At 40.6% G+C, this 18,632-nt stretch carries 19 protein-coding genes and 1 pseudogene; 8 read left to right on the top strand and 12 right to left on the bottom strand.

What is annotated here, in order from left to right; translation table 11 throughout:
• Nucleotides 1-100 precede the first annotated feature (100 nt).
• Nucleotides 101-568 carry a DUF2147 domain-containing protein gene (locus A7P54_RS13135; protein ID WP_171549853.1) on the top strand — a complete coding sequence of 156 codons (468 nt, stop codon included), beginning with the start codon at nucleotides 101-103 and terminating at the stop codon, nucleotides 566-568.
• A gap of 96 nt (nucleotides 569-664) precedes the next feature.
• Here the strand turns inward: A7P54_RS13135 and A7P54_RS13130 are convergent, their stop codons facing one another.
• On the bottom strand, nucleotides 665-1,117 hold the full coding sequence (locus A7P54_RS13130; protein ID WP_171549852.1) for a PACE efflux transporter: 453 nt from the start codon (nucleotides 1,115-1,117) through the stop codon (nucleotides 665-667).
• A gap of 94 nt (nucleotides 1,118-1,211) precedes the next feature.
• Here A7P54_RS13130 and A7P54_RS13125 point away from each other — a divergent pair, with 94 nt between their 5' ends.
• The gene (locus A7P54_RS13125; protein WP_171549851.1) at nucleotides 1,212-2,105 is read left to right on the top strand and encodes a LysR family transcriptional regulator; all 894 of its coding nucleotides are present in this window, start codon (nucleotides 1,212-1,214) and stop codon (nucleotides 2,103-2,105) included.
• A gap of 266 nt (nucleotides 2,106-2,371) precedes the next feature.
• Here the strand turns inward: A7P54_RS13125 and A7P54_RS19040 are convergent, their stop codons facing one another.
• Nucleotides 2,372-2,497, bottom strand: a complete 126-nt coding sequence (locus A7P54_RS19040; RefSeq protein ID WP_289846872.1) for a hypothetical protein — start codon at nucleotides 2,495-2,497, stop codon at nucleotides 2,372-2,374.
• 96 nt (nucleotides 2,498-2,593) lie between these two features.
• Between A7P54_RS19040 and A7P54_RS13120 the strand changes: the two genes are divergently transcribed.
• Nucleotides 2,594-3,499, top strand: a complete 906-nt coding sequence (locus A7P54_RS13120; RefSeq protein ID WP_171549850.1) for a LysR family transcriptional regulator — start codon at nucleotides 2,594-2,596, stop codon at nucleotides 3,497-3,499.
• A 247-nt stretch (nucleotides 3,500-3,746) separates the two neighbouring features.
• On the opposite strand, the pseudogene A7P54_RS13115 reads toward A7P54_RS13120, so the two are convergent.
• Nucleotides 3,747-4,555, bottom strand: a pseudogene (locus A7P54_RS13115) (PhzF family phenazine biosynthesis protein).
• 199 nt (nucleotides 4,556-4,754) lie between these two features.
• Between A7P54_RS13115 and A7P54_RS13110 the strand changes: the two are divergent.
• Nucleotides 4,755-5,360: a LysE family translocator gene (locus A7P54_RS13110; protein WP_171549849.1), complete on the top strand. Its 606-nt coding sequence runs from the start codon at nucleotides 4,755-4,757 to the stop codon at nucleotides 5,358-5,360.
• Here A7P54_RS13110 and A7P54_RS13105 read toward each other — a convergent pair.
• From A7P54_RS13105 to A7P54_RS13080, 6 genes are all read right to left on the bottom strand, one after another.
• Nucleotides 5,341-6,237, bottom strand: a complete 897-nt coding sequence (locus tag A7P54_RS13105) for a LysR family transcriptional regulator (protein WP_171549848.1) — start codon at nucleotides 6,235-6,237, stop codon at nucleotides 5,341-5,343. The two genes, A7P54_RS13110 and A7P54_RS13105, sit on opposite strands and share 20 nt — an antisense overlap.
• Nucleotides 6,238-6,594: 357 nt before the next feature.
• Nucleotides 6,595-7,446 carry an archaetidylserine decarboxylase gene (gene asd / locus A7P54_RS13100; RefSeq protein ID WP_005201664.1) on the bottom strand — a complete coding sequence of 284 codons (852 nt, stop codon included), beginning with the start codon at nucleotides 7,444-7,446 and terminating at the stop codon, nucleotides 6,595-6,597.
• Complete coding sequence (locus A7P54_RS13095) at nucleotides 7,443-8,291, bottom strand: rhodanese-like domain-containing protein (protein ID WP_171549847.1); 849 nt, start codon at nucleotides 8,289-8,291, stop codon at nucleotides 7,443-7,445. The genes asd and A7P54_RS13095 overlap by 4 nt, the downstream gene beginning before the upstream one ends.
• Nucleotides 8,292-8,617: 326 nt before the next feature.
• Nucleotides 8,618-9,835, bottom strand: a complete 1,218-nt coding sequence (pncB, locus tag A7P54_RS13090; RefSeq protein ID WP_171549846.1) for a nicotinate phosphoribosyltransferase — start codon at nucleotides 9,833-9,835, stop codon at nucleotides 8,618-8,620.
• A 143-nt stretch (nucleotides 9,836-9,978) separates the two neighbouring features.
• Nucleotides 9,979-10,464 carry an ankyrin repeat domain-containing protein gene (locus tag A7P54_RS13085; RefSeq protein ID WP_171549845.1) on the bottom strand — a complete coding sequence of 162 codons (486 nt, stop codon included), beginning with the start codon at nucleotides 10,462-10,464 and terminating at the stop codon, nucleotides 9,979-9,981.
• A 125-nt stretch (nucleotides 10,465-10,589) separates the two neighbouring features.
• Complete coding sequence (locus A7P54_RS13080) at nucleotides 10,590-12,113, bottom strand: catalase (protein WP_171549844.1); 1,524 nt, start codon at nucleotides 12,111-12,113, stop codon at nucleotides 10,590-10,592.
• Nucleotides 12,114-12,310: 197 nt separating this feature from the next.
• Between A7P54_RS13080 and dtd the strand changes: the two genes are divergently transcribed.
• Nucleotides 12,311-12,751, top strand: a complete 441-nt coding sequence (gene dtd / locus A7P54_RS13075) for a D-aminoacyl-tRNA deacylase (RefSeq protein WP_171549843.1) — start codon at nucleotides 12,311-12,313, stop codon at nucleotides 12,749-12,751.
• Between the two features lie 47 nt (nucleotides 12,752-12,798).
• On the opposite strand, the gene A7P54_RS13070 is transcribed toward dtd, so the two are convergent.
• From A7P54_RS13070 to serB, 3 genes are all read right to left on the bottom strand, one after another.
• The gene (locus A7P54_RS13070; RefSeq protein ID WP_004657026.1) at nucleotides 12,799-13,278 is read right to left on the bottom strand and encodes a hypothetical protein; all 480 of its coding nucleotides are present in this window, start codon (nucleotides 13,276-13,278) and stop codon (nucleotides 12,799-12,801) included.
• Between the two features lie 148 nt (nucleotides 13,279-13,426).
• Entirely contained in the window at nucleotides 13,427-13,762 is a 336-nt protein-coding gene (aciT, locus tag A7P54_RS13065; protein WP_004803470.1) for a ciprofloxacin tolerance protein AciT, read from the bottom strand.
• 405 nt (nucleotides 13,763-14,167) lie between these two features.
• Entirely contained in the window at nucleotides 14,168-15,388 is a 1,221-nt protein-coding gene (serB, locus tag A7P54_RS13060) for a phosphoserine phosphatase SerB (RefSeq protein WP_004803468.1), read from the bottom strand.
• A gap of 61 nt (nucleotides 15,389-15,449) precedes the next feature.
• Here serB and A7P54_RS13055 point away from each other — a divergent pair, with 61 nt between their 5' ends.
• From A7P54_RS13055 to ribE, 3 genes are all read left to right on the top strand, one after another.
• Complete coding sequence (locus A7P54_RS13055) at nucleotides 15,450-16,745, top strand: hypothetical protein (protein WP_171549842.1); 1,296 nt, start codon at nucleotides 15,450-15,452, stop codon at nucleotides 16,743-16,745.
• Nucleotides 16,746-17,028: 283 nt separating this feature from the next.
• Nucleotides 17,029-18,150 (top strand): bifunctional 3,4-dihydroxy-2-butanone-4-phosphate synthase/GTP cyclohydrolase II, encoded by a 1,122-nt coding sequence (gene ribBA / locus A7P54_RS13050; protein ID WP_004803465.1) that lies wholly within the window; start codon nucleotides 17,029-17,031, stop codon nucleotides 18,148-18,150.
• A gap of 11 nt (nucleotides 18,151-18,161) precedes the next feature.
• Complete coding sequence (gene ribE / locus A7P54_RS13045; protein WP_004803462.1) at nucleotides 18,162-18,632, top strand: 6,7-dimethyl-8-ribityllumazine synthase; 471 nt, start codon at nucleotides 18,162-18,164, stop codon at nucleotides 18,630-18,632.

Raw genomic sequence — 18,632 nt, 5'->3', positions numbered from 1 at the left:
GAACTGCCAAGTTCCCTTAAATATGATGTGATCATTCCACTAAAATAATATAATAAATTGTTGTTTAATTTCATTATTTATATTTTTCGATGTATTCCTCATGCTAAATACACCTTATCTTCGTGCTTGTATTCTCTTACTTGGACTCAATACCCCTTTGGCAATACATGCTGCTCCAACAGACCCACTGATTGGGACGTGGAAAGTAGTCGATGAGCGTACGGGCTCGTACCTGTCTGATATCGTCATTCGCAGGCATTCTGCGACCGAACAATACAGTGCGGTGATTGTCAAAATGTACCCCTCTGCCAAGGAGGCCGCACCGACCTTATGTACAGCATGTTCTGGCGCTTTAAAAAACCAACAGATTATCGGCATGGAAGTCCTAACTGGTCTAAAGATGTTGAATCAAAATGAGGAATTTGTACAAGGCGTTTGGCTCAATCCTTATGATGGCCAAAAATATAACCTGAATGCTCGTTTAAGCAAAACAGGCAAAATGCTGAGTATCAATGCGAAAAACCCAAACAATAATAGTTTCCGTAATATGACCTGGATTCGACTTTAATGATTTAAATTCAGCCACGGAAATAATTTATATTTCACATAAAAAAGAGTGCAATTTATGCACACTTTTTTATGAATTTAACCATAAAACTGTCAATTATGAGCTGGTTTTGGCATTCAGTGCTGCTGGCTCAACCAAATGGCTAGGTAAACCAAAAATATGATCAAAAAAGTAATTATAAACAAAGGTATAACATGGAATCAGCACCATCAAACTAAAATCGAGCAGGAAAGCTTTGACTAAACTGATCTGCATCCACCAAGCAATCAAGGGAATCAAAATTGTCACCAAGACAATTTGAAAGCCTATGGCATGTGCCACACGTCTGAGTACCGTACGTTTTTTTGATGTCTGCTTCTTTTCCCACATCTCAAATACATAGTTATAAAAGAAATTGACTGTCACTGCGATCACAGCAATCAAGATCGACAAAGGTCCTGTATGACTGATGGTGGTACCTGAAAGCACCGCCAACACCATCGCACAGATAAAAAAGCTCAAAACTTCATAGAAAAATACGTAAGTGACTCTTCTCTTGGTTCCTTGCATGACCACACCTTAAAATCAATAATGAGTGGATTTTACGCCTTAAATTTGATAAAAAAAGTCAATCGTCATCAGATTTACTGACAAGGAAATTGCCATGAAACTCAGTCGTGAGCAGCTTGAACTGATTCTTGAAATTATGGATCGTGGTAATTTTTCCGCAGCGGCACGTGCGTTAAATCGAGTCCCTTCAGCAGTCAGCATGGCGATTGCCAATCTTGAAGCAGAATTGAATTTAAAATTATTTGAACGCAGTAAAAACCACCTTGCCCCCACAGAGGTTGCACTTTCAATCGAACCGCATGCCCGACTGATTGTGACCAAATTACGTCAGCTCGACCTGCATTTGACCGAACTTTCAACGGGATTAGAAACCAGTCTTTGCATTGGCATCGCTGCAGATGTGAATCAAAAGTTTTTATTGGCAGGGATTGAACAGCTGATTCAACGCTATCCCTTGTTAAATATTGAAATAGTCAGTGCACCACAACAAGAGCTCAAAACACGGCAACACAATAACGAAATTGATCTCTATATCGCTTATAGCTCATCACAACTCGATAACAATGAGCGTTTCCGTTTACTGGGTATGGAACAATTCGTTGCTGCGGTTTCACCGAAAGATGCACAACAGCTCAAAGCACATAATAAGAATGAACTCACCATGTTATCTGAACTCAGACAGATTATTGTTGCAAGCAAAAATTACCCTCTACCTGACAGTCGGGTTTTGGTCTCGGACTCTTATTGGTATAGCGACAATTTATCCATGGCCATTGATATGGTGGAACAAGGCCTGGGTTGGGGTAATTTTCCGCTTTCCGTAGTGCAAACACATTTTGCCAAACAAAGTCTGGTGCGCTTAGCCTTTCTCGATACCACCAATGGGCTGGATATGCCGATTCATGCCATTTGGCCAGCTTATAAACCACTGAGCAAATCCATGCAGCTTTTGATTGAGCTGTGGGAAAAACAAATCCATCGCGCATAAAAAAAGCCCAACATCCAAGTCAGGCTTTTTCGTATTCCTTTCACTAGATATAACTCCTGTCATATCCTCACGTCCTGATGCACAAACTTATCATTCTTGTTTTATGTTCTGGAACTTCCTGTTCCTGATGAGTTCATATTAGGCAATTCAGCCTTGGCTGAAAATGGGACATTGCCCCTAATCAATGTAAGAAAAAGCGTACACTGCTGAGCTTTCTCATCCTTTAAAAAGTCAGTAATTATATGGAACTGGGTACGGAAAACTTATCAATCTCCCAATAAATCAATAGTCTGCTCTGTCTTCATCACACCCATATACTGATCGTAGCTTTGCGCCAGTAAACAAATCACTACAGCAGTAATCAAGGTCAAAATCTTATTTCTCATTGTCATGTTCAGCCACCTAAATCAAGGATCTATAAAAAAGGTATAAGATTTCTTCCATCTAATCTAATATAGAAAAAACAAGCAATGATCTAATTTTGAGATATGTGGACATTCAAACAATTCAATTATCTAATCACAATTGTTGAAACTGGGGGCTTTATTGCTGCCTCGGAAAAGCTATTTATTGCTCAATCTGCCCTCAGCAGACAAATTAAAAATTTAGAAGAAGAAATCGGTTTTGAAATTTTTGATCGATCCGAGAAGAAAATTAGACTCACACCTGCAGGGGAAGCCCTGTATAAAAGTCTAAAAACCAATATTGATCATTTAAAAAGTTCGATTGTCAGCGCCCAAAGTATCAGCCGTGGTGAAGGTCGAATCATTAAAATCGCGCACTCCAGTAGTATTGTGCTGGATCAAAACAAGTTGGAAATCTTTGAGCAGCTCTGTGATACCCATAACATTGATATCGAAATGAATACCCTATCCTCTGAATTACAGCTCGAATATTTGTTGAATGGGACAATTGATTTAGGCTTTATTCGGCCCCCGATTTATCACAATTTAAATGATATCAATTCGATCAGTCTATACACGGCTCCCTTATATGTTGCTGCCCATATCGCAGATCCATTATTAAGTGAAAAAGAAAGTATATCGATCCGTGAATTAGAGCCATTAAATTTTGTTTCTGTACCGCATAAAGCCCGTGGTGGCTTAAGCTATTTGGCAGCCAATTTATGTTTGGTGAATGGTTTTAGTCCCCAAAGAACCAGAATCTACTCAAGAAAAAGATCTCAACTGGAACTGGTCGCTAATGGTTTTGGCATTTGTATTGTGCCTGAAGAGTTTAAAGTGATTTTACCCAGCAATGTCAGACTGATTCCGATTCAGGACGAGAGTACCCTCAGTGAAGTGAAGCTCATCTGGAAAAAGGATGAAGACTCGATTATTGAACGTTGTGCAGCCTCGATTCATGCTTATTATAGTGCCAAGCAGATGAGCTAAAAATTGACTGAGCTTTAGCTCAAATGAAAAAAGCCCGACATCCTGTCGGGCTTTTTCGTATTCCTTTCACTAGATACAACTCCTGTCATATCTCACGTCCTGATGCGCAAACTTATCATTCTTGTTTTATGTTCTGGAACTTCCTGTTCCTGATGAGTTCATATTAGGCAATTCGGCTGAGTCTGAAAATGGGACATTGCCCCTAATCGATGTAAGCAAAAACGTACATGGATTTTTAGTTTATTAATTAAATGAAAATTTCACCTTCTAGATATAAGCGACACTCGCCTGCGATTTCAATTCGATCATGTTCTAGTAACTTGCAATGCAGCACACCCCCGCGTTTTGAAGCTTGATAAGCGACAATATTTTCTTTTTTAAGTAATGGCTGCCACAGTGGTATCAGTGACGTATGTAATGAACCTGTGACTGGATCTTCATCTATTCCCATAGACGGCGTAAAGTAACGGGAAATGATATCAAACCGAGCAAGTCTTTCTTCTACAGCATCATTTAGTGTGGTGATTGCAACACGCCGCCCACCGAGTTTTTAATCAAATCAAAATTCGGTTGTTCATTTAAAACAGCCTGGGTATTAGGATAGACCACAATATAGGCCTGTGGATTGATATAAACCTCAGAGATTTCTTGAGACAGGCTGTCTTTTAATGTATGAGGAATCATCTCCAAGCGATGTGGCATTTGTATCGGAAAGTTCATTTTGATCTGTCCGTTTTCACCACGAGTAATAAAAAACTCACCTAAGTGCGGGACGTGAAAGACCAATGACTCAATTTCAGGCTGATTCCTAAAAATAATAAAACTGGTCGCTAGCGTGCCATAACCACAAAACTGTACTTCTTTTACCGGTGAAAACCATTTAATTTCATAATTTTGATCATCAATTTTTCTAGCAAAACTGGTCTCAGACAAATTATTCTCTAATGCAATATTCTGCATGATATGCTCATCTAACCACTGTTCTAGCAAGACAACTGCAGCAGGATTTCCTTTAAAGAGTTGATTACTGAAAGCATCTACTTGGTAAATTTTCATTATTTCTAACAGCTATAATTTTTAGATAAGATACTCAACTCATGAGCACAATAATGTTTATTTTTGATAAATAAAATGCATTACCTTTTAGCTTTAAAACTTCAAAAAATCAAAATCTGCTTTTGATAAAACCAGACTAATCTTATTTAAACCACGCTGTATCATCTGCTTTTAAGCTTGATCTCAAAAGACCATAACCATGCAGCTTTCCATTCTTTTCAGTATGTTTATTTTTTCATTCACGATGTCCATCTCACCAGGACCCATCAATATTTCCATTCTCTCCTCCAGCTTAATGTATGGATTTAGAAAAACACTGCCCTTTATCTCAGGTGCAAGCATTGGCTTTAGTTTACTGCTTATATTTTTAGGTTTTGGGATATCTAAAACCATCATGCATTACCCGACATTTTTTATGATCCTTGAGGTTTTAGGCAGCTTATTTATTTTCTATATCGGGCAAAAAATTATATGTTCAAAAGCAGAAGTTGAAATATCAAACAATATTGCGGCAGCCAATTTTATAGATGGATTTCTCTTACAGTGGCTCAATCCCAAAGCATGGATTGCCTGCCTCTCTGGTATCTCATTATTTTCCTCCCCCGTGAGTTATCATCCCTTTATTTTGTTTACTCTCATCTATTTCATTACCTGCTATATCTGTTTAATGCTTTGGGGCATTTCTGGGCATAAACTCGCCAAAATATTAACCAACTCACGCCAGCTCAAAATCCTGAATACCATAATGGGTGGGTCGTTAATCATTCTATCAAGCTACATGCTCATCAAACTATTTTGGAGTTAAATGATTGATAAATTCGCTCAATCAAAGCATGTGCAATACTATTGATTGGAATATTGGCAGGCCAAACCGCATACACACTCAGCGGCTCAAGTGTCCAATTCGGTAGAACTTTCACAATATTTTGCTGTTCAAGATCAGCTTGGATTAACTCATCAGGAGGCGCTGCCAGTCCTGCATTTAATTTTGCCAGACGATACGTGGCTTCAACATTATTCACATAAATATGAGGCTGATAGCAAATTTCGACTTCCTCACCTGTGTGTTGATGCCGCAATATTCTTTTATTTTTTCTCATACTCAAACCAATCCATTTCATATTGATCAGCTCTTTAGGATGAGTAATGGGTTGCTGTTGGCTTAAAAATTCAGGTGTTGCAACAATACTTCGGGCTAAAGGAAATAAATAGCGAGCTTTAAATGAACTATCTGGAAGCTCACCAATTCGAACAGCAATATCCACATTCTCAGCGATCAAATCTGTCCGACTATCATCACAGGTGATATGCACAGTTAAGTCCTTATATGCCTCACAAAATGTCGTGATACAGCGCATCAACTCACTGTGAATAAAAACCGCTGGAATAGAAATATGCAGCTGTGTCTTTCTAAGAATAGAACGTTGCTTAAAATCTGAAATACCTAATTCATAGGTTTCCAACATGACTTGGGCTGTATCTAAAAGTTTTTGCCCATCATGAGTTAAGGTCATTTTCCGTGTATTTCGATAAAATAAAGCACATTCCAAATTTTTTTCTAACTTGGCTAAATGCAGACTGACAGTTGCTGTGGATAAACCTAATGCTTTAGCACCTTTTGAAATTGAACCAAACTCAGCAATTTTTGCAAAAATAATTAAATATCTGATATCTTCAATCATATGTTTGATCTACCGAAGATGAGCTCATAAATAAGAATCAAAATTAATCAGAAATGGTTGTGTGTCTTTTATAACGGATATAAAAATTTAAACTGGATAATATCCCTGCAAAAATACAATACAATATAAAAATCGTCATATTGATCAATGGTCGATCCAGAAAATAATTACTGAATATTGTTGCAAAAGTAAGTATTCCTAAAAATTCAAAAAATGAGAGTTGTGGTATTAAAAATTTCATCATTATTTGCCTTTATTTTAAATTATCTAAGACTATTTCACGTCATACAAAATATATAAGAATTAAACTATAAATAAAAAGCCCCAATTTTGGAGCTTTTTAAAATCACATCTAAATTAAACCGAATGACCTAAACGCTCACCCATCACCACCGTCGAATTGGCTTTAAACTGTTCTTCCCAGACCATTTTATCTTTTTCAAATAAAACCACAGCGGTTGAGCCTAGGTAGAAACGACCTAACTCTGCACCTTTATCCAATTTCATTTGGTGATGCTGCAATTCAACTTTGCCAGATGGTTTTACTTTGCCTGTGGCAACCGTTTCAATCCCTGCCACAATCATGGCACCAACCAAAACCACCGCCATACGACCCAGTTCGGTATCAAACAAACACACCATACGCTCATTACGTGCAAACAAACCTGGTACATTTTCAGCCGTGGTTTGATTGACTGAGAACAACTCGCCCGGAATATATAAAGTTTCGGTCAATGTCCCCGCCAATGGCATATGGACGCGGTGATAATCTTTTGGCGATAAATACACGGTTGCAAATTGACCATCAATAAATGGTTTCGCCAACTGCGGATCACCAATCAATTTTTCAGCAGAAAAGCTTTGGCCTTTAGCTTGAAAAATATCACCTGCTTCGATTTTACCCAGTTGCGAAATCGCACCATCCGCTGGACAAACAATACTATCAGCTTGTTCATCAATACCACGGACACCCTCTTTTAACGCACGGGTAAAAAATTCATTAAATGACTTATATTGCAGTGCGTTGCTTTGCGCTGCAATGCTCATATCAATGCCATATTTTGCTTTGAATGCCTGAATTACAGCAGTTTTTACCAAGACATTTTCACTTGCGGCAACCTTACCGACAACACGGCTGAGTTGATGTTGCGGCACAAGATTCTGTGCTTTGATAAAGAGTTGTTTTTTCAAATCTGCTGCAAAACTCAAGACGGTGACTCCCCTGAAATAATAGGACTATCGAGGCGATTGCCCCATTCACTCCACGCACCATCGTAGGCTCTCACCTGCCAGTTAAGCAATCTTGCCAAAATATACGCCAAGCCAGAACGATGATGAGACTGACAGTACACCACCACAGGTTGTTGTAAATTAAAGCCTAATTGTTCTAAACGTTGTTGTGTGCGTTCAAGCGGGTGTAATTTTAGATGATTTTCACGGTTTAGGGCAGTACTCCATTCAAAATGCAGTGCATTTGGGATGTGACCGCCGCGTCGCGCAGCTAGGCGCAAGCCTGTATATTCCTCGTTGGTACGGCAATCCCAGAGCTGAATATTGTCTTGTTCGACTTGTTGTAACAATTCGTGATATTCAATTCGATGCTGCTGCACGGTATCTAAATCGATCTGAAACAGATCCACAACGGGTTTTACTGGATCAACTTCCGCGGTAGTCGGCAAACCTGCCCCCAACCAGCCATGAATGCCACCATTAATCAAACTGGTCCGATTAAAACCAAGGCAATGTAAATTCCAAATTAAACGCCCTGCCCAAGCCCCCCCTTCATCGTCATAGACCACGACATGATGCTGAGGTGAAATATTTAATTTTTCGATTAAGGCTTGTAAACCTGCTAAATCAGGTAGTACCCCATTGGCTTGTTCTTGTTGTGCAACCAAGTATTTAGGTTGTAAATGAATCGCATGAGGAATATGCAATTGTTCATATACCGAAGCTCGGCTTAAATCGATAATACGAATCAACTCGCTACCTAAATACGGTACCAGTTGTTCAGGCTCAATCAGTAAACCCAGTTTCAAATCTACGTCAGTCATGGTTATGCTGTTTTATCATCCGCATTGGGGATGATATTAACATAGCCGACTTTTTATCTTTGTCTGATTTTTTGCATTCATTTAGCAGAAAAAAAGATATAGAGAGGTTAAATAATTGAATTTTCATTACAGAGTCTTACTGCGTTCTCATCCTATATTGGGATAAGCCTTCGGCTCGACCTACTTTTGTTTCGACAAAAGTAGGCAAAACCATTGTCATCCACAAAACCTGTTCACTTCTTTCATCTATTTAACTGTATCGCAAAAAAGACTTCTTGCTTATATCACGCAGGTTGTGGATGACGTTTACGCGTATCGAATTAAACTTATAAAGTCTCGCTTGTTTCTTCAATCTCAAACACCTGACGTAAATACGCCAAGAAGGTATCATTATCCGTCATAGTCTTACCTGGACTATCTGAAATCTTCGCTACCGACTGCCGATTACACTCCACCAATTTCAACACAATATTCAATGGTTTCTGCCCCATATCATTAGTCAAATTGGTGCCAATCCCAAAACTCACTTGGAAACGATCTTTAAAATACTGATGCAAAGACCATGCTTTTTCTAAATTCAGGCCATCACTAAAAGTTAACATCTTGGTTTTGGTATCAATCTTGAGTTTGCGATAATGTGCATAAGCCTTATCCCCCCATTCATACGGGTCGCCACTGTCATGACGCAAACCATCAAACAACTTGGCAAAATACAAATCGAAATCACGCAAAAAGGCATCCATTCCCACCACATCGGTCAAAGCAATACCTAAATCACCACGATACTCTTGTACCCATGCTTCCAAAGCAGCTTTCTGAAAATTACGCAAACGCACATCAAGTGCTTGAAAAGCCTGTAAGAATTCATGTGCCATAGTACCAATCGGGCTAATCCCCAATTGCTTTGCCAACAGCACATTACTGGTGCCTCGGAATACTTTAGGTGCAGCGGCCTGAAAGGCTTGCACCACATGCTTCTGCCATTCAAAACTATAACGACGACGCGTACCAAAATCAGAGACTAAAAATGGTGGCTCTTTATCTTGTTGTTCTTGGGCATAGTGCTGTAACTGCAGCAATTTCTGTTGCAGACGGCGTTCACCCTCAAGCAACACCTCATCAGTACGAATACGACGGAAATACAATTCATTGACGATGGCCAAGACAAAAATCTCAAACATCATCGCCTGAACCATCGGGCCTTCAATGCGAATATCTAAACGCCCAGCCTCATCGATACTGGCTTGAATAAAACGACGTTTAAGTTGGAACAATTCCAGATAATCAACAAAATCACTTTTAATAAAACGCAATGAACGCAAGTACTGCAATTCATCTTCTGCAAAACGTAGTTCACAGAGCAAATCCAGCTGCTGATTCAAGTCATCCAAAATATCAACTAAGGGATAAACCGTATCTTCTAAATTGCGGCAACGAAATAAATACACACTATGCGTTTGCGGAAACTGATGCAACACCACCTGTAACATGGTGAATTTATATAAGTCGGTATCCAGTAAAGATTGAATAATTGGTGTAGACATGACTGAATTAGGATCTATTCTGTTTCAAGCATTAAAGCATACTTTTATCCAGAAATGAGACTGTCTACGACGATGGTTATTTTTCTCAAAATCATCTGATTCAGTGTCTTTTTAAATTCAATAGCTTACAGATATAGTAGAACCTAGTTGGAGAGCTCAGCCTGAATCTGTTTTAAGCGTTGCTGTTGTCCGAATTGAATTGCAAACTGTTCAGCGCTGAGTTGACCTGTTTTTGCGGCATTAACATCACAATCGACCTGACGCAATTGTTTGGCAATGCTCCATTCGGCCTTAACAATCGCCCCCATTAAGGCGGTATGTCCACGCTTGTCTCGAAGACATCGATTGGCACCTTGTTTGATCAACACATTGACCGCTTCTTTTTGCCCGTAATAGCTCGCCATCATCAATGCGCTATAACCGGAGCGATCCTGCACATCGATCGGAAAACCATGCTTCAAAAACTCTTGTAAAACTTCAACATTGCCTATCTTGGCCGCAGAGAAAAATAGCTCAACCACTTCTTCTGATCCGTTGATTGCGGCAGATGCTGTGTCCGCATAAACTGAGGCCGAAACACTGCCGCAGGCTACGCCAATTGCAAATAATGCAGTTCTAAAGTGAATCATCACAATATCCTAAAATTGAATCAGGAGTGCCTGTAACACTCGCCCTAGGTGCAGGAAAGGCTATTGAGGTTACAGGACTTTCTGGGGGTAACATTCAGGCACCTGTTACCACATGCTAAAACTAGTTATTCGTCTTTCAATTGCGCTGCTTTCGCTTGAGCATTTTTAAGATTCACACCCACAGCCTTGGCAAGACGTGTCCCATAATCAGCATCGGCTTTATAGAAATAAGACACCATGATGGTCTTGGTCTCGATATCTTTGACTTGTCCAAGGTCTGCCGCAAGATTACGAATCAAGTCATTTTTTTCTAGCGCAGAATAGCTACGGTATAACTCACCTGCTTGCTTGAAGGGTTGCTGTTTCTGGATTGCCTGTTGTAAAACCGTTCCTTGCAACGGTGTTTGTACAGCTCTGGCAATCTCAGTAGATGGTTTAGGCTCAATCGTACTTGGCTCATAGTTAACCTGAGACCCGGTTTGCCCCATGTTCATAAAGCCTTCTTGGTTGTTGTTATTCACTGCAACCCGAGGACGATTCACTGGAATCTGCTGATGATTGGCACCTAAACGATATAATTGCGTATCCGAATAAGAGAAGATACGACCTTGCAGTAAGCGGTCTTCTGACGGTTCAATACCTGGAATCAAGTTGCCTGGTGCAAAAGCCGATTGTTCCGTTTCTTGGAAGAAGTTCTTCGGCATACGATTCAGGGTCAAGGTTCCGACTTTGACTTCAGGGACTAGATCATTTGGCCATATTTTGGTTGCATCTAATGGATTAAAATCAAATTTATCCAAATCTTTTGGATCAAGTACCTGAATGTATAAGTCCCATTTCGGATAGTTTCCGGCATAGACATTTTTATACATATCATTGGTCAAATGATTCCAGTCACGACCTTGAACTTCACGGACCTGATCAAGATTCAACCCTTTCACGCCTTGTTTAGAACGCCAGTTGAACTTAACGTACTTATATTCACCTTTGTCGTTATAGAGTTTAAAAGCATGCACGCCAAAGCCATCTAGCGTGCGGTAGCTTTCTGGTGTGCCTAAATTTGAATAGACATAGGTCAACATATTGATTGACCACGGCTGGCTTTTTAAGAAATCAAAAATACGGTTCGGATCTTGGACATTGGTGACTGGGTCAGGCTTCATGGCATGAACAAAATCAGGGAACTTGATTGCATCACGGATAAAGAATACGGGTAGATTATTGCCGACCAAATCCCAATTGCCCTGCTGTGTATAGAACTTCACGGCAAAACCATGCGGGTCACGTGCGGTTTCAGGCGAGCCTTTAGGATGGATGACTGTTGAGAAGCGAACAAAAACAGGGGTGGTTGTACCTGCCTTAAACATCGATGCGACCGTTAAATCAGACAAATCCTTACTTGCAACGAAATCACCATACACGCCTGTACCACGGGCATGCACCACACGTTCAGGGATACGTTCACGACCAAAACGTTGTAATTTTTGAATCAGCTGTACATCTTGTAGTAGCGTTGCGCCATTCGCACCTGCTGTCATTGAGTTTTGATTGTCACCTACAGGTGCACCGTTGTCTTTTGTTAAAGGCGCTGCATACGCGGTGCCAAGCGTTGCTGCCATTATCGTAAATAAAAATGTTCGCTTAAACATACTATTAAATCCAAAATCTAAATACCTTTCCTGCAACAGGACTATACAAAGATTTAAACAATAGATAAAAAAGATAATTTTAATAAAATAAATCGAAAAATAAGATCATAGTAAATCCCCCATGTTGCAAGCTCGATGCAAAGCAGCCAAATCTGCTAGACTGCGGCATCTCTATACCCAACAGATCTCTAGTTTTTATGCGTGCATTAATTCAACGTGTCCTCGAAGCCAAAGTTGTGGTTGACGGGCAAACCACAGGCGAGATTCAACACGGCTTATTGGTGTTTCTAGGCCTAGGTAAAGAAGATACTTTAGAAAAAGGCCAAAAGCTGATTGATAAAATCTTGAAATATCGTATTTTTGATGATGAACAAGGCAAAATGGGATGGAATGTCTGCCAAGCCAATGGTGGACTACTACTGGTCTCTCAATTTACGCTGATGGCACAAACCCAAAAAGGCTTACGTCCTGACTTTGGACCCGCCATGCCTCCAACAGAAGCCAAAGCCCTATATGAACAATTGGTTGCATATGCACAACAACAATTCGACCACGTGCAAACAGGTATTTTTGCAGCGGATATGAAAGTTCATTTAATCAATGATGGACCAGTCACTTTCAATTTAGAGATTGAATAATTCTAGGCAATAAAAAACTCCCAATTTGGGAGTTTTTTTATATCCGCTTATTTGCCTGTTTTTTCTTTAATAAAGGCACGTGCTTGACGAATTTTTTCTTTAACAGGTTTTGGCACTTTAGGTGGAATCAATTTCGCCGCTTGGTTGAACCACACCAATAAGCTAAAGTCACCTTCCATCTTGATGCTGCCATCTTGCATACCCGTCATAAATGCGGTCGGGTCACCTTTTAGCAACGTTTTTACACCTTGCTCACTTGATGCAAACTGTAAAATAAAATCTGCTTTTTCTGGGCTACCTGCAACCGTATCAATCTTGCCACGATTCACAAGAATCTGACGGGCAAAACCTAAATCTGTACCAATCTGAATACGGAATTCACGGTCATGCACCAATTCAATAAACTTTGGGCTGGTACGTGCCAATTGCTTCATACGTAACGCCAAACCTGCCACTAATAAATCCAGTGGATCAGTGCTTACATCAACGATAGGTAACTTAACCACAGGTAAAGAAGAAAGCTTCATGACAATTATGCCTACAGTATTATGATGAAAATTAAGACAACCGTATCCTAGCACAATTGTATATAAGTCTGTAAAAGCTTTGTTGCAGAAAATTAGTACAAAAAAGGCATGCTGAGCATACCTTTGATGTTATTCAAATTATTATAATTTATCTGCTAGAACATTGCTGCTGGTCGTCCTTATATACAGGTGTATGTTCAATATACTGACGATTTGCCAGCTGTTTTTGTGCTTGTTTGTCTTCACGTAAAAGGATAAATGTAACCGTTATCATCGCAAGGCTCAACGCGGTCAAATAACTATAGGCGACGGACATCTCGAATATGGTTTGCGCACCAAAGCGCACCACTTCTAACAGTCCCCAGCACAGCATACCCGCCAACATAAAACCTAACCAACGACGATAAGGAGAAAAGAAAACAGCAATAACTGCGACAGCGATTAAGCCAAATCCAACCCACATGGTGAAATTCGCTGCTTCCATAGAAACCTCCGTCTTAAAAGGGGTGGTCTGTATTTAATTCAGACCTCTATCTTGTTCTGTAATCTCTAACAGTACTTCGTATTGCATTAACGTCTTTATGCATTATGGAGCGTTTTTTTTAGAAAAAAAGAGCCTGAAATTAACCTTACGACACAAGCTGTCGCAATATGCTTTTGTCATTACATTTTTAAAACATATAAAAGTCTTGAATGTCCATATAGCATCAATTACAGCGTGTCATTACAAAAAACTATGCCTATTTTTTGCTGCAAAAAAACTTTTTTCGGAATTTTTTTATCGTTGTTTTTCTATACATTTAGACATAATTATGACGAATAAATGACGTACAAAAAATGGATAAGGCCGCAGTAAAAGCGACCTTATTGAAACACAATAAATGTTGATCTAAGCGCGGTTTAAATCCTTATCATGCATACCTAATAAGTACAGCACGCCATCTAAACCCACACTTGAAATTGCCTGATTGGCATTTTGGCGGACCAAAGGTTTAGCACGGAATGCAACGCCCAGACCTGCAATTGAAAGCATCGGTAAGTCATTGGCACCATCACCAACAGCCATCGCCTGCTCTAGCGAAATCCCCATTTTTTCGGCCAGTTGACGCAATAACTCTGCTTTACGAGCACCGTCAACAATCGCACCTTTCACTTCACCCGTCACAAAACCATCTTCTACATCAAGAATATTGGCATGTACTTCATCAATGCCAAGTTTTGCCTGTAAATACTCAGCAAAGTACTGGAAACCGCCTGATAAAATTGCGGTCTTATAACCCAAGGCTTTCAAGGTAGAGATCAAACGCTCTGCCCCTTCCGTCACCGTCAAACGTTCTGCAATTTTCGGCAATACAGAAGCATCCAAACCTTTTAATAAAGCAACACGGGCACGGAAACTTTGTTGAAAATCAAGTTCACCCAGCATGGCACGCTCAGTAATTTCAGCGACTTGAGCACCAACGCCTGCTTCTAATGCCAGTTCATCAATCACTTCTTGCTCGATCAAGGTGGAGTCCATATCAAAGCACACCAAACGACGATTACGGCGATAGGCATTGTCTTCCTGCACAGCGACATCAATATTTAACTCGCCAGATAGGCTTAAACATGCTGCACGCATCGCTTGAGCATCCAACATCTGTCCGCTAAGGCCAAACTGCACACAGGCACGACGTGGAAATTGGCTTTCTGCATCCAGATCTAAACGCCCCGATAAACGAGTGACCGTTTCAATATTAAAGCCTTGACTTGACACAATTTTAGTCACGGCTTGCAGATGTGCAGCGGTAAGTTCAGGTGCAAGCGCAGTCACGATATAGCGAGTTCGACCACCTTCACTTACCCATTGATCATATTCTGCGTTGGAGATTGGTTTAAATCGCACAGTTAAGCCAATATCATGTGCTAAAATCAAAATCTCTTTCATTGCTAATGCAGTTGCAGTCTCATTATCCGATGCAACAACGATCCCAAGGGTCAGTTGATTATGGATAACTGCCTGCCCCACATCGAGTATTTGCAAAGAATGTACGGATAGTACCTGCATTAATCGAGTAAACTGATTCGGTTGATCTGGTCCTAGAAAGGATATAAGAATGATTTCTCGCATGAATTGACTCGTGGTTGAGCGACAACTATTGTAAGAATCATAACATAACCCATGAATCTATTTGCCTTGGAAATTTAACTTGAATGCGCCTCGCCAAGGGCTATTTGCTAGCCTACTGATCGTAAGTTTTGCATTGCATACCTTTTTATTGGTGATTGCAACGACACATCAACTCAATGAAAATCGCGCTAGCCAAGGACAACTGATGACCAGTCAGTTAGTGGCAGATAGTCTTGCTGAGTTGGAACCAGCCAATACCGTTTCGCTGGCATTGGTGGCGAATCGTTATGCAACCAACCCAAGTGTTGCATCCATTCGTATTTTAGACGCCAATAAACAAGTGCTTGCAACCAGTGGTATGGCTAAAACCCGCCAAGGTGAAGTGTTTGTTCGCGATGCGCTACAAAATGAAAAGAAAGTCGGTACCGTTGAAATTACCTTAATCCAACCGAGTATCGGTGAGATTTTGCGAACTCAATGGTTAGCGATTTTAGTTTCCCTGTTCATTCATGGCTTGATTTGGTTGGCCTATCGCGCCATCGCACGCCCAACACGTAGCGAATACTTGGCACGTATCAATCAAGAGAATCATCTCAAGCATGAGATTCAACGTTTAACCCAAGCTCTTGCCCTTGAAAAACAAAATACCGTGACTTTGGTTACTCAGGCACAACAGCAGGCAAAAGTTCAAGCCAAACCGCGTGTTGAAAAAAATCCAGCTGAATCCGTATCACTTGATGATCAAGCTTTGGCGCTCAATATTCAGTTTTATGATCCTAAGCAGTTATTGAGTAGTGTGAACCAGTCTGTTTCAGTCCCGTATTTCAAGCTATGCCAATTATTTTTAGATAAAAGTATTGCGCTCTGTGCCAAGCATTACCAGATCGACGCGGCTCAGATTCAGGTGGTTCAAGAATTCAATGCAGATGGAGCAAGCTTAGCAACGACGTCTGAAAACAGTCATACCCTTGAATGTCTGATGATGGTCGGTGCTGTTTTCCAATTATTGGCCGATGTACTGTATAAACGTTATCGTGAAGATAAACGTTTTGCCTTACAAACCCGTGGTGCTGTTGCAAGTGCAGTCGATGCAATGCAGCTAGATGCAGTTGAAGCCGCGAAACGATTGGCACAACATTTACATGCCAAAGAAGCAGCTTTGCATTTAAATCATGAGCAGCTCAAAACCATTCAAAACAGTTATGAATTAGTGGCAATGCCAAATCCAAGTAATATCATGACCCGTCACGCTTTTATGATTAATGGCATGAATGAAGAATGTGCAACGTTGGCGCAAACGCTACGTACAGAAATTTTAATGGGTAAAAAAGCCAAAGCATCGACAGAGCTGGAATAAATAGCATTTAGACTACGCGAATAGAGTCATTCAAAACACAAGGCTTTGTCTAGATACAAAGCCTTGTGTTTTTTTGTTTAGCCCATACATATAAAGCTTACAATCGCATCACACTGTCTTTTAAAGTGGCAAAGCTGGGCAGGATAATGTGTTGCAAGATAATTTGTTTGGCCTGACTTTTTATTGATAAAGAAGCACAGGCGAAATTTTTTAAAATGCGGTAAACTATGCCAGATTTATCGAATACTAGTGCCTAAAAAGGCAAGATAAAAGGTGAAAGCGAATGCCGCTGAGTCATGTTGAAGAGCTTGTTGCAGATATTCGTGCAGGCAAAATGGTCATCCTGATGGATGATGAAGATCGTGAAAATGAAGGTGACTTAGTCATCGCCGCAACGCATGTTCGCCCTGAAGATATTAACTTCATGATTACCCATGCACGTGGTTTGGTTTGCTTAACACTCAGTCGCGACCGCTGTAAACAGCTCAACCTTCCATTGATGGTTGATCAGAACGGCGCGCAACACGCAACCAACTTCACGCTTTCGATTGAAGCTGCAGAAGGCATCAGTACAGGTATTTCAGCTGCAGAACGCGCGCATACTATTCGTACTGCGGTTGCGGCACATGCCAAACCAAGTGATATTGTTCAACCGGGTCATATTTTCCCGTTAATGGCACAACCAGGTGGTGTTTTACACCGTGCAGGTCATACCGAAGCAGGTTGTGACCTCACCCGCTTAGCAGGTCTAGAGCCAGCGTCTGTGATCTGTGAAATTATTAATGATGACGGTACAATGGCACGTCGTCCTGATTTAGAAGTATTTGCAGAAAAACATGGCTTAAAAATTGGCACCATCGCGGACCTGATCCATTACCGCATGACCAATGAACAAACCGTTGAACGCTTGTCTCAAGAAACCATTGAGACTGAATACGGAACGTTTGAGCTGTATAAGTATCGTGAAATCGGCAATCCTGATATTCATGTTGCCTTAGTTAAAGGTGAACCAAAACAAGGCGTCACTACGGTACGTGTTCATGGTTTCAGCCCGATTCGTGATTTATTAAAACTTAATAAAGCCGATGGTTCTCCTGCTTGGAACTTAGACCTTGCTATGCAAACGATTGCTGCAAGTGATCGCGGTGTACTGGTATGGATTGGTCAGGGTCAATTAGAAGATCTTGGTCCTGCATTGCAGAATTTAAATCAGCCAAAACCACTGAAATCCAATGCCGCACTTTCTCACCAATATCAAACCATTGGTGTGGGTGCACAGATTTTACGTGATTTAGGCGTTGAGAAAATGAAGTTGTTGAGTTCTCCACTTCGTTTCAATGCCTTATCCGGATTCAATTTAGAGGTAGTGGAATACATCACTGCCGATCAAATCACAGCAAAATAATCGAGGTTGCTATGGCAATTCGCCGAATTGAAGGTTTATTACATCTCGCAAGCGAAGGTCGTTATGCGATCTTAGTCGGTCGTTTCAACAGCTTCGTTGTTGAACATTTACTTGAAGGCGCAATCGACACTTTAAAACGCCATGGCGTTGCAGAAGAAGCGATTACTGTTATTCATGCACCAGGTGCATGGGAACTGCCGATTGTTGCGAAAAAATTAGCAGCTTCAAATAAATTTGATGCCATCATTGCATTAGGTGCAGTGATTCGTGGTAGCACACCTCACTTTGACTTTGTTGCAGGTGAATGTGCAAAAGGCTTAGGCGTAGTTGCTCTTGAAAGCACAATGCCTGTAATCAATGGTGTATTGACTACAGACAGCATTGAGCAAGCAATTGAACGTTCTGGTACGAAAGCAGGAAACAAAGGTAGCGAAGCTGCATTGACTGCAATCGAAATGGTTAACTTATTAAAGGCAATTTAA

This window comes from Acinetobacter sp. Ac_3412, assembly GCF_013072675.1.
Taxonomy (GTDB): domain Bacteria; phylum Pseudomonadota; class Gammaproteobacteria; order Pseudomonadales; family Moraxellaceae; genus Acinetobacter; species Acinetobacter higginsii.
The sequence above is the reverse complement of the archived record's forward strand: the minus strand, read 5'-3'. Positions and strand labels throughout refer to the sequence as shown.